General features: G+C 71.8%; 13 protein-coding genes and 1 riboswitch. Of the genes, 5 read left to right on the plus strand and 8 right to left on the minus strand.

The window, feature by feature from the left end:
* The first annotated feature begins 13 nt into the window (after nt 1–13).
* On the plus strand, nt 14–2,233 hold the full coding sequence (locus QNO14_RS02800; protein ID WP_257506677.1) for an NADP-dependent isocitrate dehydrogenase: 2,220 nt from the start codon (nt 14–16) through the stop codon (nt 2,231–2,233).
* Nucleotides 2,234–2,383: 150 nt separating this feature from the next.
* Here the strand turns inward: QNO14_RS02800 and QNO14_RS02805 are convergent, their stop codons facing one another.
* From QNO14_RS02805 to QNO14_RS02815, 3 genes are all read right to left on the minus strand, one after another.
* The gene (locus QNO14_RS02805; RefSeq protein ID WP_257494730.1) at nt 2,384–2,836 is read right to left on the minus strand and encodes a GNAT family N-acetyltransferase; all 453 of its coding nucleotides are present in this window, start codon (nt 2,834–2,836) and stop codon (nt 2,384–2,386) included.
* A 62-nt stretch (nt 2,837–2,898) separates the two neighbouring features.
* A complete protein-coding gene (locus tag QNO14_RS02810) occupies nt 2,899–3,885 on the minus strand; it encodes an acetylxylan esterase (protein ID WP_257506678.1) in 987 nt (328 codons plus the stop codon).
* A 28-nt stretch (nt 3,886–3,913) separates the two neighbouring features.
* The gene (locus QNO14_RS02815; RefSeq protein ID WP_257506679.1) at nt 3,914–5,395 is read right to left on the minus strand and encodes a L,D-transpeptidase family protein; all 1,482 of its coding nucleotides are present in this window, start codon (nt 5,393–5,395) and stop codon (nt 3,914–3,916) included.
* A 114-nt stretch (nt 5,396–5,509) separates the two neighbouring features.
* Here QNO14_RS02815 and QNO14_RS02820 point away from each other — a divergent pair, with 114 nt between their 5' ends.
* Nucleotides 5,510–5,674, plus strand: coding sequence for a hypothetical protein (locus tag QNO14_RS02820; RefSeq protein ID WP_306815013.1), 165 nt, complete (start codon nt 5,510–5,512; stop codon nt 5,672–5,674).
* On the plus strand, nt 5,667–6,446 hold the full coding sequence (gene nagB / locus QNO14_RS02825) for a glucosamine-6-phosphate deaminase (RefSeq protein ID WP_257494727.1): 780 nt from the start codon (nt 5,667–5,669) through the stop codon (nt 6,444–6,446). Before QNO14_RS02820 ends, nagB begins: the two co-directional genes overlap by 8 nt.
* A 22-nt stretch (nt 6,447–6,468) precedes the next feature.
* On the opposite strand, the gene QNO14_RS02830 is transcribed toward nagB, so the two are convergent.
* The 3 genes from QNO14_RS02830 to nagA are packed head-to-tail and all read right to left on the minus strand — an operon-like array spanning nt 6,469 to nt 9,430.
* Nucleotides 6,469–7,854, minus strand: coding sequence for an FAD-binding oxidoreductase (locus QNO14_RS02830; RefSeq protein WP_374113999.1), 1,386 nt, complete (start codon nt 7,852–7,854; stop codon nt 6,469–6,471).
* Entirely contained in the window at nt 7,851–8,252 is a 402-nt protein-coding gene (locus QNO14_RS02835) for a YrdB family protein (RefSeq protein WP_257494725.1), read from the minus strand. Before QNO14_RS02835 ends, QNO14_RS02830 begins: the two co-directional genes overlap by 4 nt.
* 44 nt (nt 8,253–8,296) lie before the next feature.
* Nucleotides 8,297–9,430 carry an N-acetylglucosamine-6-phosphate deacetylase gene (nagA, locus tag QNO14_RS02840; protein WP_374114004.1) on the minus strand — a complete coding sequence of 378 codons (1,134 nt, stop codon included), beginning with the start codon at nt 9,428–9,430 and terminating at the stop codon, nt 8,297–8,299.
* 94 nt (nt 9,431–9,524) lie between these two features.
* Nucleotides 9,525–9,608: riboswitch (ZMP/ZTP riboswitch) on the plus strand.
* A gap of 62 nt (nt 9,609–9,670) precedes the next feature.
* On the opposite strand from nagA, the gene glyA reads away from it, so the two are divergent.
* A complete protein-coding gene (gene glyA, locus QNO14_RS02845; protein WP_257506681.1) occupies nt 9,671–10,945 on the plus strand; it encodes a serine hydroxymethyltransferase in 1,275 nt (424 codons plus the stop codon).
* Complete coding sequence (locus QNO14_RS02850) at nt 10,942–11,823, plus strand: bifunctional methylenetetrahydrofolate dehydrogenase/methenyltetrahydrofolate cyclohydrolase (protein WP_257506682.1); 882 nt, start codon at nt 10,942–10,944, stop codon at nt 11,821–11,823. The genes glyA and QNO14_RS02850 overlap by 4 nt, the downstream gene beginning before the upstream one ends.
* Nucleotides 11,824–11,971: 148 nt before the next feature.
* Here QNO14_RS02850 and QNO14_RS02855 read toward each other — a convergent pair whose 3' ends face one another.
* Nucleotides 11,972–12,526, minus strand: coding sequence for a hypothetical protein (locus QNO14_RS02855; protein WP_257506683.1), 555 nt, complete (start codon nt 12,524–12,526; stop codon nt 11,972–11,974).
* Nucleotides 12,527–12,651: 125 nt separating this feature from the next.
* Nucleotides 12,652–16,218: a S8 family serine peptidase gene (locus tag QNO14_RS02860; RefSeq protein ID WP_257506684.1), complete on the minus strand. Its 3,567-nt coding sequence runs from the start codon at nt 16,216–16,218 to the stop codon at nt 12,652–12,654.
* Nucleotides 16,219–16,288 lie beyond the last annotated feature (70 nt).

The following is a 16,288-nucleotide window of genomic DNA, read 5'->3' on the forward strand; positions in this document are numbered from 1 at the left end:
CGGAGAGACACTGATGACCGAGCCGACCATCATCTACACGTACACCGACGAGGCGCCGGCGCTGGCGACCGCGTCGTTCCTGCCCATCGTCCAGGCCTACACCGGTCAGGCGGGCGTGTCCGTCGAGACGCGCGACATCTCGCTTGCCGGGCGCGTGCTCGCCGCCTTCCCGCAGCGCCTCACGCCGCAGCAGCAGGTGGGTGACGCGCTGGCCGAGCTCGGTGGCCTCGCGACGCTGCCCGAGGCGAACATCATCAAGCTCCCCAACATCTCCGCCTCCATCCCGCAGCTGAAGGCCGCCATCGCCGAGCTGCAGGCCGCCGGCTACGACGTGCCGGACTACCCCGACGAGCCCGCCACGCTCGAGGAGAAGGACATCCGCGCCCGCTACGACCGCATCAAGGGCTCCGCGGTCAACCCGGTGCTGCGCGAGGGCAACAGCGACCGCCGTGCGCCGCTGTCGGTGAAGAACTACGCCCGCAAGCACCCGCACCGCAACAAGCCGTTCGCCGAGGGCTCCAAGACCCGCGTGGCCACCCTCGGCCACGACGACTTCAAGTCCAACGAGTCCTCGGTCGTGATCCCCGCCGACGACGTGCTGACGATCCAGCACGTGGCATCCGACGGCACCGTCACGACCCTCAAGGAGGGCCTGAAGGTGCTCCCGGGCGAGATCGTGGATGCCACGTTCCTCTCGGCCGCGGCGCTCGACGCGTTCCTCCTCGAGACGCTGCGGGCCGCCGAGGCGGACGACGTGCTGTACTCGGTGCACCTCAAGGCCACGATGATGAAGGTCAGCGACCCGATCATCTTCGGCCACGTCGTGCGCGCCTACTTCGCCGACGTGTTCGCGCAGTACGGCGACCGCATCGCCGCCGCCGGGCTCACCCCGAACGACGGCCTCGGCGGCATCCTGTCGGGTCTTGCGACCGTCGAGGGCGGCGAAGAGATCATCGCGGCCTTCACCGACGCGATGGCGCAGGGACCGCGCCTGTCGTACGTCAACTCCGACAAGGGCATCACCAACCTGCACGTGCCGTCGGACGTCATCGTGGATGCCTCGATGCCCGCGCTGGTGCGCAACGGCGGCAAGCTGTGGGGCGCCGACGGCGGCGAGGACGACACCATCGCGGTGATCCCGGACTCCTCCTACGCCGGGGTCTACCAGACCGTCATCGACGACGTCATCGCGCACGGACCGCTGGACCCCGCCACGATCGGCAGCGTCCCCAACGTCGGCCTCATGGCGCAGGCGGCGGAGGAGTACGGCAGCCACGACAAGACGTTCGAGATCGCGTCGGAGGGCGTGGTGCAGGTCGTGAACTCCGCCGGCGACGTGCTGCTCGAGCACACCGTCGCCCCGGGGGACATCTGGCGTGCGACGCAGACGAAGGACATCGCGGTGCGCGACTGGGTGAAGCTCGCCGTCACCCGTGCCCGGGCCACCGGCGCCCCCGCCGTGTTCTGGCTCGACGCCTCCCGCGCGCACGACGCCCAGCTCATCGAGAAGGTGAAGACCTACCTCGCCGACCACGACACGTCAGGGCTCACGATCGAGATCCTCGCGCCGGCCGAGGCCACGCAGTACTCGCTGGACCGCATCCGCAAGGGTGAGGACACCATCTCGGTGACCGGCAACGTGCTGCGCGACTACCTCACCGACCTCTTCCCGATCCTCGAGGTCGGCACGAGCGCCAAGATGCTTTCGATCGTGCCGCTGCTGGCCGGGGGAGGCCTCTTCGAGACCGGCGCCGGCGGGTCGGCGCCCAAGCACGTGCAGCAGCTGGTGGCGGAGAACTACCTGCGCTGGGACTCCCTGGGTGAGTTCTTCGCCCTCGCGGCATCCCTCGAGCACCTCGCGACCACGACCGGCAACGTCAAGGCGCAGGTCCTGGCCGACACGCTGGATGCCGCGACCGGCACGTTCCTCGAGCAGGACCGCTCGCCCGGACGCAAGCTGGGCACGATCGACAACCGCGGCAGCCACTTCTACCTGGCGCGGTACTGGGCCGAGGAGCTGGCGCGTCAGACCGCCGACGCCGAGCTGGCCGCCGTCTTCGCGCCGATCGCCGAGGCGCTGGCGGCCCAGGAGGAGACGATCGTCGCCGAGCTGACCGCGGTGCAGGGTTCGCCGGCCGACATCGGCGGCTACTACCGCCCCGACGTCGCGCTGGTGGATGCCGTGATGCGCCCCTCCACCACCTTCAACGCCGTGATCGACGCGATCGGCTGACCCGCGCGCCGACCGTGAAACGAATACGGGCGGCCGAGACGATGGGTATCACCCACTGTCTCGGCCGCCCGTATTCGTCTCAGCGTCGAAGGGCGCGGCGCAGGGCGCGGCGCGGGGCGCGGCGCGGGGCGCGGCGCGGGGCGGATGCCGCTACAGGCGGACCTCGGCGACGACCTCGCCGTACTCGGTCTCGCCGACGGGCGTGAAGCCCACGCGGGTGAAGAAGGTCTCGGGGCCGCCTTCGCCGGCTTCGTAGATGACGTTGACGTGGTCCATGCCGCGCGAGCGCGCCTCTTCGAGCAGCTGCTCGACGGCGAAGCGCCCGACGCCGCGGCCCTGGTCGTCGGCATCCACGTTGATGCGCCACAGCACGGAGCGGAAGTGCTCCTGCGGCGCCTCGGGATCGAAGTTCGCACTCACGAAGCCGACGACCTCGTCGCCGTCCATGACGACCCGCTGCCACGAGGTGGCGGGGTTCACGACGGTCGCGGCGATCGCGTAGCTCTCGGGGGCGAGGAAGCGCTCCTGCCCCGGCTTGAGCGACATGTTGTTCACCGCGACGATCGTCGATGCCGACAGTTCCACCACATGCAGCTCAGCCATGACCACAGGTTATCGGGGTTTGCCGCACCGACGCACATGCGCCCGAAAGCGTCACACGCCGTTCACGACGTCGACGCGGGCGCACCGTGCTTCTCGGCCAGGAACGCCGCCTGCGCGTACCACTGGTGGGCCTCGCCGCCCTCATGCTGGTTGTGCGTGTACACCTCGATGCGCTTGTCGCCGGGGTAGTGGTTGAACGCGGCGTAGACCGTCGACGGCGGGCAGACCGGGTCCATGAGCGCGACGGAGAAGAGGGCGGATGCCGTCGCGCGCCGGGCGAAGTTGACCCCGTCGAAGTACGACAGCGTCTCGAAGACGCGTTCGTCGGCGCCGCGGTGCACGGAGAGGTAGCGCACGATCTCCTGGTACGGGTCGCTGTCGGTGAGCCCGACCGCGCGCTCGAAATGGCAGAGGAACGGCACGTCCGGCAGGGCGGCGACGAGGCCGTCGCACAGTCCCGCGGCGGCGAGCGTCATGCCCCCGCCCTGGCTGCCCCCGGCGACCGACACGCGCGCCGGGTCGACCTCGGCGAAGGTGCGCACCGCGTCGACGGCGCGCACGGCGTCGGTGAACACGCGCCGGTAGTAGTACGTCTCGGGCGAGTCGATGCCGCGCGTCATGAACCCGTTGGCGGCGGGCCCAGAGCCGTGCGGGTCGGGGGTGTCCCCGCCCGATCCCCACGCCGATCCCTGGCCTCGGGTGTCCATGAACAGGTGCGCGTACCCGGCGGCCGCCCATGTGCTCCGCTCCCCGGGAAGCCCCCGGCCGCCGCCGTAGCCGTTGTACTCCACGACGGCGGGGAGGGGCTGGGTCGCGCCTCGGGGCAGGGTCAGCCACGCGCGCACCGGCTCGCCGTCGTAGCCCGGGAACGTGACGTCGTGCACGTCGAACACCGTGAAGGGGGTGTCCACCCGGCGCCGGGTCACCTCGCCCCCGGCAGCGCGTGCGGCCGCGAGGGTGCGGGTCCAGAACTCGTCGAAGTCGTGTGGTTCGCGGACGTCGGGTCGATATGCGGCGAGCTCGGCCGCGGGCAGGTCGAAACGGGGCACGATCGCCACCCTAGGGGGCGGCGGGCGCTCAGTAGTGGATCGACACCTCGACGCCCGGGGCGGCCCAGTCGTAGAGCTGGGCTGCGCGCCATTCCGGCATCCCGACGCAGCCGTGGCTGCTGGGACGACCCCAGTTGCTGTGCCAGTACACGCCGTGGAACGCCTGACCGCCGTTGAAGTACATCATCCACTTCACGTCGGGCTGCACGTAGGGACCGAGGTCCTCGCCGTTCGGGCCGCGATACGTGCCGTACAGCGTCTGCATGGGGTACATGCTCTGGATCGTGTACTCACCGGGGTAGGTGGGTGCACCCTGCTTGCCGGTGGAGACCGACCAGGAGTCCACGGCGGCGCCGTTCTCCCAGAGGGTGACCCGCTGTGCGGAGAGATTGACGTCGATGGTCCGGGTCAGCGCGGTCGTCTGGAACTCGGTCTCGACGACCGGCAGCGCGTAGGAGGCGTTGCCGGTGGCCAGCTGGTCGGCGAAGCCGGCGGCGATTCCGTCGGTGGACTCCAGCGCCCGGCCGGTGTGGCCGGCCTGGATGTCCCAGAGCGCCTCGCCGGCGGTGTTGGTGATGACGGTGGCGTCGACCGCCTCGCGCGCGACGAGGCCGGGGAGGGTGTCGACCATCGGCTGGATCGCGGCGGCATCCGCTTCGAACGTGACCTCGCCGTTCTCGCCCGTCGAAAGGGTCAGCCAGGATGCCAGCGCGGCCCGGTCGATCGGCACGGTGCGCTCCTCGCCGATGTAGAAGCCTGCGGAGTCGAGCATCGCGTTGAGCGTGTCGACACCGGCCTGCGCCTCTTCGGTGGTGGTGTGCGCGGGAAGGGTCGAGCGGCCCGGGTCGTCGAGGGTGACGGAGCTCGCGCCGTCGTCGAAGGCCTGCTGCAGCGCCGCTTCGACGGCCGTCGGGTCGATGCCCTCACCGTCGATCGCGGGGGTCAGCACGTAGGTCTGCGATGCCGCGTCGAAGGCGACCGTGGCATCGGTCGGCGCGGTGTACAGCGCGGGGGCAGCGTCGCGCAGCACCTCTGCCGTCTGCTCGGCGTCGATGGTGACCGTGGCGGGCACCGGGTCGCCGAACCACTGGGTGACGTTCCACATCGGGCGCTCGGCGAAGGCGGCTTCGGCCAGCGCCTGTCCGTCGACACTCGCGCCCAGGTCGGCGGCGGTGACGGTCGCGCCTGTCTCCAGCACGATCTCGGTGCTGCCGAGGCGCTCGGTGACCACGTCGCCGGCGGCGCCGGGCGTGAGCCACCCCACCGGGACACCGGCCACGGAGGTGCCGGGGGCGACCAGCATCAGTGACGCGGCAGCCGCGCCGAGGGTGACGAGGGCCGCCGGCACACCGATCCACAGGCCCAGTCGGCGGCGCTTCGGAGCCGGTTCGGCGGGGGCCCAGCGCACGTCGGTGCCGTCGGTGCGGTCACCACCGGCATCCAGGGCGACGGTCGTCGCATCATCGGCAGCAGCGTCGTTCGAACTGTCGGCATCTGGCCTGGTGACCACGTCCGTCACATTCCACCCCCCGGTCGTGTGAGTCGATACGTCCTCCCCATGATAATCGACGCCTGACACGCCGGACGCAACGGAACGGTCACGGTACAGAAGCCGGCCGACCCCGTGCGCGGGGAACTGGTTCGTCGGGCGCGGGAGTCGCCGTTCCTGCGCACGGTGCGGTTGGATGGTCGTGTCGCTCTGCTTCCCGCCGGGTCGCCGACGGCCGCCGTCGGCGCGGCACTGGTCGGCGCGGCATCCACCGCTGAGGAGATAACCGTCCATGGCTGAGATCGTGATCGTTCCGACCGCCGCCGATGCCGGCACCCTGGTCGCGGAGGAGATCCTCGCCCTCGTGCGCCGCACCCCCGACGCCGTGCTCGGGCTCGCCACCGGCTCGACCCCGCTGCCGGTCTACGAGGCGCTGCGCGCTCGTCAGGGCGAGGTGGACCTCTCGCAGGTGCGCGGATTCGCGCTGGACGAGTACGTCGGCATCGACCCTGCGCACCCCGAGAGCTACCGCAACGTCATCACGCGCGAGGTCGTCGAGCCGCTCGGGCTGGATCCCGCGCGCGTGCGCGTGCCGAACGGGTCGCTCGAAGGCATCGAGCACGCCGGCGACGACTACGAGCGCGCCATCGCCGAGGCGGGCGGGGTCGACCTGCAGATCCTCGGGATCGGCACCGACGGGCACATCGGCTTCAACGAGCCGGGGTCGTCCTTCGCCTCCCGCACCCGCGTGAAGACCCTCACCGCGCAGACGCGCGCCGACAACGCGCGGTTCTTCGACGCCGTGGACGACGTGCCGATGCACTGCATCACACAGGGGCTCGGCACCATCCTGTCGGCCCGCCACCTCGTGCTGCTGGCGTTCGGCGAGGGCAAGGCCGCCGCCGTCGCCGGTGCGGTCGAGGGGCCGGTGACCGCCTCGCTCCCCGGGTCGGCCATCCAGCTGCACCCGCACGCGACGGTCGTCGTGGACGAGGCTGCGGCATCGCAGCTGAAACGGGCGGACTACTACCGCTACACGTGGGAGAACAAGCCCGCCTGGCAGGGGCTCTGACCGCTCGGCGCGGTCCGCGCGCTCAGACGGCGAAGACCTTGCCGGGATTGAGGATGCCGAGCGGGTCGAACACGCGGGCGACGTCCCGCTGCAGCTGCCACTGATCGTCGCCGAGCTCGTCGGCCAGCCAGCGGCGCTTGAGCACCCCGATGCCGTGCTCGCCGGTCAACGTGCCGCCCAGGCGCAGCGCTGCCCGGAACAGGTCGCCGGCGGCATCCCAGACCGCCGCAGGCACCTCGGTGCCCTGGAACACGAAGTTCGGATGCAGGTTGCCGTCGCCGGCGTGCGCCACCGTGGGGATCACCATGCCGTGGTCGCGCTCGACGCGCGCGATCTCGTCGAACATCGCCGGCAGGGCGCTGCGGGGCACCGAGACGTCCTCGATGAGGGTCGTGCCGAGCGTCTCCATGGCGGGATGCATCGCGCGGCGCACCGCCAGCAGCCGCTCGCCCTCGGCTTCGTCGGCGGCGAGGGCCACGGTGCCTCCCGCTGCCCGCAGCACGTCGGCGATGCCCTCGGCCTCGACGGCGGCGGCGGGACCGTCGGTCTGGATCGTGAGCTGCGCGGCACCGGGGGTGGGCGGTGGCAGCCGCAGCAGCCGGTGCACGGCCTCGAGGCTGACGGCATCCATCAGCTCCATGATCGCCGGCTGGATGCCGGAGGCGGTCACCGCGGCCGAGGCCACAGCGGCCGAGCGGACGTCGGGGAACGTGGCCGCGAGGGTGCGCGTGGCCCCGGGCACGAGGCGGCGGAGCTTCAGCGTGGCACCCACGACGACGCCGAGCGTCCCCTCGGAGCCGATCATGAGCGCGGTGAGGTCGAGACCGGTGACGCCCTTGACGCTGCGGTGGCCGAGCCGCAGCAGCCGGCCGTCCGCGAGCACGACGTCCAGGCCCAGCACGGCATCGCGCACGACGCCGTACTTCGCGCACAGGAGGCCACCGGCGCCGGTGGCGATGTTGCCGCCCACCGTGGAGATCTCTCGGCTGGCGGGGTCGGGGGCCCACCACAGCCCGTGCGGGGCGAGCGCCGCGTTCAGCTCGGCGTTGATGATGCCGGGCTCCACCACGGCCAGCAGGTCGTCGGGACGCACCTCGAGGATGCGGTCCATGCCGCGCACCGACAGGGCGATCTCGCCCGCGCCGGCGTTCGCGCCGCCGGCCAGGCCCGTGCCGGCGCCGCGGGTGACGACGGGTGTGCGGGTCGCGGTCGCGATGCGGAGGGTCTGCTGCACGTCGGCGACGGATGCCGCGTGCACCACGGCCAGGGGGGCGCCGGCGGACGCGTGGCCGGATTTGTCGGCACGGACGGCTTCCAGCGCCTCGGGCGCGGTGTCGACCCGGCTGCCCAGCGCCTCGCGCAGCAGGGCGACCACGTCGGTCGCTGTCGGCTGCGGCACCGTGCTCACGCCAGGCGGCGCCGGCCGGAGATGACGCCGACGGCCACGGCGATCACGGCGAAGCCGAGTCCGACCCAGGCGTGGCCGAGCGCCCACCAGGCGATCGTCGCGGCCGCGTAGACCAGCAGCTCGACGAGGGCACGCACGAACGGGTGCACCGCGAGCACGGCGCGGGGGGAGACGAACAGCGCCCACAGCAGGATCGCGACGATGGGGGTGCCGATCCCCGCGACGAGGTTCCACGGGAACTCCCACGCCACGAAGCCCCAGTAGGCGAGGGTCGAGAACGCGAACACGCCGCAGACCGCCGAGAACACGTCCACCGCGGTGAGCGCGCGGCTGGTGCCGGGCTGCGGCGGCTGCGGTTCGGCGGGCTTCGCGGGGCGCACGGAGGGGAGGTCGGACATGACCTCAGTCTAGGTCCGGCGCGGGAGGAGCCCGCCGGTGGTCGCTACGCCGGAACGCCGTCGACCCACACCGTGCGCACGGCGAGATCGGCGTCCAGCAGCACCGCGTCGGCCGCAGCGCCGACGGCGAGCGACCCCGCCGGCGCACCGATCGCACGGGCGGGTACGGCGGTGAGCGCGTCGATCGCGTCGGGCATCGAGACGCCGCACCGCCCGGTGGCCATCCGCAGTGCCGCATCCTGCGTGAGCGTCGACCCCGCGATCGAGCCGCCGTCGTCCAGGCGTGCGACCCCGTCCGCCACGGTGACGGCCAGGCCGCCGAGCGCGTACGCGCCGTCGGCCGACCCGGCGGCTGCCATCGCGTCGGTGATCAGGGCGACGCGTCCGGGAGCCCCGGCGAACACCAGCCGCATCACGTCGGGGTGCACGTGGGTTCCGTCCGCGATGAGCTCGATCGTGACCCGCTCGTCCTGCATCGCCGCGACGACGGGACCGGGCGCCCGGTGATGGATGCCGCGCATGCCGTTGAAGGCATGGGTGAGGATCGTCGCCCCCGCGTCGAACGCGCGGCGGGCCGCATCGGCATCGGCGTCGGTGTGTCCCACGGCCACGGCGACGCCCGCGGCGACGAAGCGCGCGATGGCTTCCGGCGCGCCGGGGAGTTCCGGGGCGAGGGTCACCTGCCGGATGGTGCCGTCGCCGGCATCCAGCAGGCGGTCGACCGAGCGCGCGTCGGGTGCCCGCAGCAGCCCCGCGGTGTGCGCGCCCTTGTGACCGACGTCGAGGAACGGGCCTTCGAGGTGCGAGCCGAGGACGGTGGCATCCGTGCGGGCGAGGCCCGCGATCGTCGCGACCCGCGAGACGAGGTCGTCGACGGATGCCGTGACAAGCGACAGCACCGCCCGCGTGGTCCCGTGGGACCGGTGCATCGCGCGCGCCTCGGCGATGGCTTCGGCCCCGTCGTCGAAGGCGTGGCCCGCGCCGCCGTGCCCGTGGATGTCGACGAAGCCGGGGGTCAGCCACGCGCCGTCGCCGTCATGCGCCTGGGCGGGGGAGAGGTCCCGCCAGGAGTCGCCCTGGCCGACGGCACGGACGCGCCCGTCGCCGAAGGCCACCCACGCGTCGTCGGTGACGGTGCCGGCATCGACGAGCCGCACGCGGTGGACTACGCGATCCACGCTCGGCACGCCCGGGGTCTGCACGGTAAGTCAGCGTAGCAACGCCGCGTCCCCCGCACGGGGACGGGCAAGCGCGACGCGGCATCCGCTATGCTCTGGGTGTCGCGACTGGCGTTGAGGTGGGTCACCACCGGGGAGCGACCGACAAGGCATTCGACCGCACGCCTGGGCCGGGTCTCGATACGCCCGCATCGCGGGTGCCTCGACCACCCCACGTACCGCTGCAGTCTGGAGATCGCCATGACCGATTCCGTGTTCAACGCCCCGCTCGCCGAGGTCGATCCCGAGATCGCGCAGGTGCTCGAGCGCGAACTCGACCGTCAGCGCGGCTACCTCGAGATGATCGCGTCCGAGAACTTCGTGCCGGTCTCGGTGCTGCAGTCGCAGGGCTCGGTGCTGACCAACAAGTACGCCGAGGGATACCCCGGACGCCGCTACTACGGCGGGTGCGAAGAGGTCGACGTCGCCGAGGAGCTCGCGATCGAGCGGGCGAAGTCCCTCTTCGGCGCCCACTTCGCCAACGTGCAGCCGCACTCCGGTGCCTCGGCCAACGCCGCGGTGCTGCACGCCATCGCCCGCCCCGGCGACACGCTGCTCGGCCTGTCGCTCGACCACGGCGGCCACCTCACGCACGGCATGAAGATCAACTTCTCGGGGCGCCTCTACAACATCGTCGCGTACGGGGTGGATGCCGAGACCTCGCTGGTCGACATGGACGAGGTGCGCCGCCTCGCCGTCGAGCACAAGCCGAAGGTCATCATCGCGGGCTGGTCGGCCTACCCCCGCCAGCTGGACTTCGCCGCGTTCCGCGCCATCGCCGACGAGGTGGGGGCGCTCCTCTGGGTCGACATGGCGCACTTCGCAGGCCTCGTCGCGGCGGGCCTGCACCCGAACCCCGTGCCGCACGCCCACGTCGTGTCCTCGACGGTGCACAAGACCATCGGCGGTCCCCGCTCGGGCTTCATCCTCAGCAACGACCCCGACATCGCCAAGAAGATCAACTCCGCCGTCTTCCCCGGCCAGCAGGGCGGGCCGCTCATGCACGTCATCGCCGCGAAGGCGACGGCGTTCAAGCTCGCAGCGACCCCCGAGTTCGCCGAGCGGCAGGAGCGGGTGCTGCGGGGCGCCGCGATCCTCGCCGACCGCCTCACGCAGCAGGACGTCAAGGATGCCGGCATCGCGGTGCGCTCCGGCGGCACCGATGTGCACCTGGTGCTCGTGGACCTCCGCGACGCGGCGATCGACGGCAAGCAGGCCGAGGACCTCCTCCACGAGATCCACATCACCGTGAACCGCAACGCGGTCCCCAACGACCCGCGGCCGCCGATGGTGACGTCGGGGCTGCGCATCGGCACGCCGGCGCTCGCGACCCGCGGTTTCGGCGACGCCGAGTTCACCGAAGTGGCCGACATCATCGCGCTGGCTCTGCAGCCCGGCGCCGACCTCGAGGCGCTGCGCGTGCGGGTGGCGGCGCTGACCGCCGCGTTCCCGCTCTACCCCGGCCTGCAGCAGTGACCGCGGTCCGGCTCGACGGCGTCGCGACGGCGGCGGCGATCAAGGACGAGCTGCGCACGCGGGTGGCGGCGCTGGCGGAGAAGGGCATCGTCCCGGGAATCGCGACCGTGCTGGTGGGGGCCGATCCGGCATCCCAGCTGTATGTCGGCATGAAGCACAAGCAGTCCCAGGCGATCGGGATGAACTCGATCCAGCGGGAGCTGCCCGCCGACGCCACCCAGCAGCAGGTCGAAGCGCTGATCGACGAGCTCAACGCCGACCCCGCCTGCCACGGCTACATCGTGCAGCTGCCGCTGCCGAAGCACCTGGACACCGACGCGATCCTGGAGCGCATCGACCCGGCGAAGGATGCCGATGGCCTCCACCCGACCAACCTCGGCCGGCTGGTGCTGAACGTCAACACGCCGATCACGACGCCGCTGCCGTGCACGCCGCGCGGCGTGATCGAGCTGCTGACCCGCAACGGCTACGACCTGGCGGGCAAGCACGTCGTCGTCGTCGGCCGCGGGGTGACGATCGGCCGGTCGATCGGCCTGCTGCTGACCCGCCGCGAGTACAACGCCACGGTGACCCTGACCCACACCGGCACCGTCGACCTCGCCCGTCACCTGCGCGCGGCCGACGTCATCGTCGCCGCCGCGGGCGTGAAGCACATCGTGCGGGCAGAGGACGTGCGGCCGGGGGTCGCGGTGCTCGATGTGGGCGTCACCCGCGAGGTGGATCCCGAGACGGGCAAGAACCGCGTCTTCGGCGACGTGCATCCCGACGTGGCGGAGGTCGCCGGATACCTGTCGCCGAACCCCGGCGGGGTCGGGCCGATGACGGTCGCGCTGCTGATGACGAACGTGGTCGAGGCCGCCGAGCGCGCCGCCGAGTGAGTATTCGCGTCGTCGAGTGAGTATTCGGGCGCGCGAGTGAGTATTCGCGTCGCGAGTGAGTATTCGGGATCCGTCGTTCGCGCGGGTGACGAATACTCACTCGAGGTGACGAATACTCACTCGAGGCGACGAATACTCACTCGAGGGGTCAGGGGTTGCCGAGATCGTCGAACATGCGGCGCTGCTCGGGGGTGAGGCCGTCGTCGACGTTTTCGCGCGCGGGCGCGGCGCCAGGAGCGGGGGATGCCGCGGCGGGCGGCACCGCGCGCTGGCGGCCACCGCCGGTGGCACGGTCGTAGAGCGCCCCGGCCCGGGCTTCCAGGCGGTCGTCGATGAGGTCGTAGAGCGCCCACGCGATGAGCAGGAAGACCGGCGGCACGAACCAGCCGAAGACGAAACCGCGCACGTTCACGCCGGTGAAGGCGACCAGCAGCACCCAGATGACCGCCGCGACCGCGAGCACCAGCAGATACTGCACGAGCTTTTCGGCGAGCCTGCTCCGTTTCACCGCGGAACGGCCGGCCATCGATCGGAACCAACGGTGGATGACCGGCTTCAGCCAGATCGTCGCCGCCGCCAGCACCGCTCCAGCCCACAGTGCCGACCACCCCACCCGCACCCCGGGGACCAGCGCGCCGATGGCGAGCAGCACCACGACGTCGAACACGTACAGCGCCACGAAGCGCACGACCCAGGTCCTCATCGCTCCACTGTCCCACGCCCCCGCTCGTGAGACGACACCGGGGCGCCGAGACCGTGGGGATTACCCACCGTCTCGGCGCCCCGTAGTCGTCTCAGCGCGCGGGCGGCGCGGGCGGCGCGCGCGGGTCAGCGCACCGTGATCGTCGTCTGCTCGGCGGGGATGGCCCGCAGCTGCGGGCTGGTGAGCGTCGCCCACGTGTCCCACTGCCCGCGGAGCACCCCGGTGAGGGTGTAGTCGAAGCTCACGGTGCCGCCGGCTGTCGGCGGGGTGGTCGTGATGACGTAGACGTCGCCCGCACGCGGCGGGTCGGCGACGGCGCCGCTCGTGCCGTTGCGGTTCTCGGCTCCGGTGATCCCCCCGGACTCGGTGTCGGCGATCGCGTCGTCGCGGTACGCGAACCACATCCCTTCAGTGCCGCCGAGGGCGATCCAGGTCTGGAAGGTGTTCACGGCGTTGCCGGAGTACGTCGGCACCTCCTCCCACTCGATCACGAGGAAGGACGTGACGCCGTCGTTGAGGATGCCGACACGCACCGCGCCGCCGTCCTCGGGGTTCAGATCGGTCCACAGGGGCGCAAGCACGTTGTTGGGCGTGGCAGGAGAGGGGATGCCGGTGGGTGCCGCCTCCACGTCGGCGGTGTTCCCACCGACGACGGCGTACCCGTTGGCGGTGATGCCGATGTTGTCGTAGACCTCGCCGCCGTAGAGGAAGGAGGCCACCGGGACGTTGACCGCCTCCTCATCTCCCAGCCCCGCCACCGGCGCGATCCCGAAGTCCGCCAGTGACAGGTACCCGCCGGCGGGGTGGGTGTCGGCATCTGGGGCGACCGTCTGGATCGTCGGTGCGATCGCGGGGCTCAGTGTGCCGTCCCACCTCGCACCCAGGAACTGCCGCTTTGCGGGTGCGGTGACGCCCCGCACGTTCAGGAACGGGTGCGCGGCGACGTTGATGCTCGCCGGCACCTCCACCGGCAGGAAGTTCGTCGCGGTGACCGTGCACGTGGTGGTGGCACCGCGGCGGATCTCCTCCGGCTCGCACGACTGCCCGAGCGCGACCTCGGCCTCGCGCACGTTCGCCGCGAGCGGGATCACGACGTCCGAGCCGCCGCGGGTCGGCGTCAGCGTGATCTCGCCCTGCTGCCAGCCCTCGGCCGATTCCAGTCCGTCGATGATCACCGACAGCCGCTTGGACGACCCCGGAGCGATGGTGAACCGTGACGGGAAGACCGTCACCCGCAGGCCCCCGGTCGCCTCGTCGCTGACGCGGAACGTCTGCGGCCGGTCGGTGACGTTCGTGACGGTGCGGGAGGTCTCGATGGCGCCGGGCATCGGATCGACGTAGATGCTCGGGATGTTGAGGTCGACGCGTCCCTGCGGGTCGCTCATGCTGCCGTGGAAGCGCTCAGCCGTCTCGGCGATGGTGAGCATCGGCGCCACGGCACGGTCGGCGCGGATGCTGCCGGCGCCGCGGTCGAACACGCCCGCGGGCGAGCCGTCCGGGTTCACGACGTCCTGCAGAGAGGAGGTCATCAGCGCCGACTTGACCTGACCGGGCGTGAAGTCCGGCCGGGCGGCGATCACGAGGGCCGCGACGCCGGCCGCATGGGGCGAAGACATCGACGTGCCGGCGATGGCCTGGTAGTACTGGCCCGCGGGACCGGAGTCGGGTCCGCTCGGGGCGGGCGTGTGACCGGCGAGCACCTGGATGCCGGGGGCCGTGATGTCGGGCTTGAGGAACTCCCCGATGGGTCCTCGCGAGCTGAAGTTCGCCATCACGTCGCCCGGTCCGGGACCCGCCTGCCCCGGACCCCACGAGGCGGTGACGCCCGGTCGGGTCAGGAAGGCGAGAACCTCGTCGTTGGGTCCCTCGAGGTGGATCGTCGGGATGAAGTGGTTGTCGGTGTTGGTCTCCTGCGTGGTCGGGTTGTACAGGATCATGCCCGCCGCGTCGCCGAGGAAGGCGTTGTAGCCCTTTGCGACGCGGCCGTTGCCGCCCCGCTCGCACACGACGACGGTGCCGGCGAGGGTGCCGTCGGCGAAGGGCTGCTCGCAACGGATGCCGCCTGTGTAGCCCGGGACGGCGTCGGCGCGCACGACCGGGGCGTCCGTGACGCCCTGGGTGATCGTCGCGCCCGGCTTGGTCAGCGTGCCGCCGTCGGTGGACGAGAGCTCGAGCGTCGAGGTGAAGGCCCGGTCGAGGGTGGAGGCGGCGACCGTCGTCGTCCACGGGCCGGCGTGGTTGGCCGTGGACGCGCCGGGGCCGGAATTGCCGGCCGAGGCGTGCACGGCGACCCCTGCGGCGTAGGCGTCGAGGAACGCCATCTCCACCGGGTCGGTGTAGACGTTCGCCGAGCCGCTGACGGAGTAGTTGATGACATCGACGCCGTCGAGGACCGTCTGCTCCACGGCGGCGAGGAGGTCGGAGTTGTATCCGCCGCCGGGGCCGAGTGCCCGGTATGCGATGATCGACGCCCCCGGTGCGATGCCGCTGATGGGGCCGTGGTCGACGCCGAGCACGGGGGAGCTGTCCACGGCGCTGCCGGCGGCGGTGGTGGCGGTGTGGGTGCCGTGCCCGTCGGAGTCGCGTGCGGAGCAGACGTCGGCGCCGCAGAAGTCGACGGCGCCGGCGGGCTCTTCGGCGAGCTCCTGGTAGGTGTCGAGGAACGCGTGGGCGCCGACCAGCTTGTCGTTGCAGGCGAAGTCGTCACCGGCGCCCTCCGCGCCGCCGCCGAACTCGCACGCCCACGGCCCGCCTTCGGGGGTGGGGATGCCGTTGTCGACGAGCATCGGGTGCTCGGGCCAGATGCCGGTGTCGATGACGCCGACGATGACGCCGGCACCCGCCTGGTCGCGACCGCCGAGGCTCGGCCACACCGTGTCGGCGCCGACGAAGGTCGAGCCGTCGTTGTCGAGGCCGTTCGTGTCGTAGGTGATCGGGCCGGGGGTCTCCTCCGGCGCCGGGGTCTCTTCGGGGGCGGGGGTCTCTTCCGGTGCGGGGGCTTCTTCCGGAGCCGGGGTCTCTTCCGGTGCGGGGGTCCCTTCCGGCGCCGGTGTCTCTTCCGGTGCCGGGGTCTCCTCGGGTGCCGGGGACTCCTGCGGTGCGGGGGTCTCTTCCGGAGCCGGGGTCTCCTCGGTGGCTGCCGTTCCCTGGGTGCGCAGGGCGTTGTCCTGCACCGCGGCGACCGTCTCGAGTCCTGCGACGTCCTTCGCGCGGTTTGCGGGGAGGATGATCGACAGTCCGCCGTACACGGTCACGTGACGTGACAGCAGCTCCGCGGAGGGGACGGATGCCTGGATCTCGGCGAAGGCGGCATCCAGCCGCTCCTCGACGTAGCGCGTGTAGGCGGAGACGTCGCTGTCGGCCAGGTCGCGCCCGGTCGCGGCGGGGCTCGTCGCGGCGAAGCCCTCGACCCCGCCGGCGTAGGCGGCGACAGGGTCGACGTCCACCTTGACCATGATCGCGGTCTGGCGCGCGTCGGTGCGCGCGAGCACGTCGGGGTCGCTCTCAGCGAGCTTGCCCGTGGCAGAGCGGGCGCCGGACTCGGCCGGAGCCTCGGGCGTGACGGGGGTCGCGGTGAAGTCTCCGGTCGTCGCCGCGCGCGCCGGCGGTGCGAGCATGACGAGGAGGAGCACCGTCACCCCCACGACGGCGAACAGCTGCAGCAAGCGCGGGAGAGACAGCGAGCGAGTCATGCGGGGCCTCCGTCTGCCGAACCTGAGTGTTCGGTAGGAGAAACCTACGTGCGTCCTGAAAGAAAGCGCA

Origin of the sequence: Microbacterium sp. zg-Y625 (genome assembly GCF_030246925.1) — a bacterium.
Classification (GTDB): domain Bacteria; phylum Actinomycetota; class Actinomycetes; order Actinomycetales; family Microbacteriaceae; genus Microbacterium; species Microbacterium jiangjiandongii.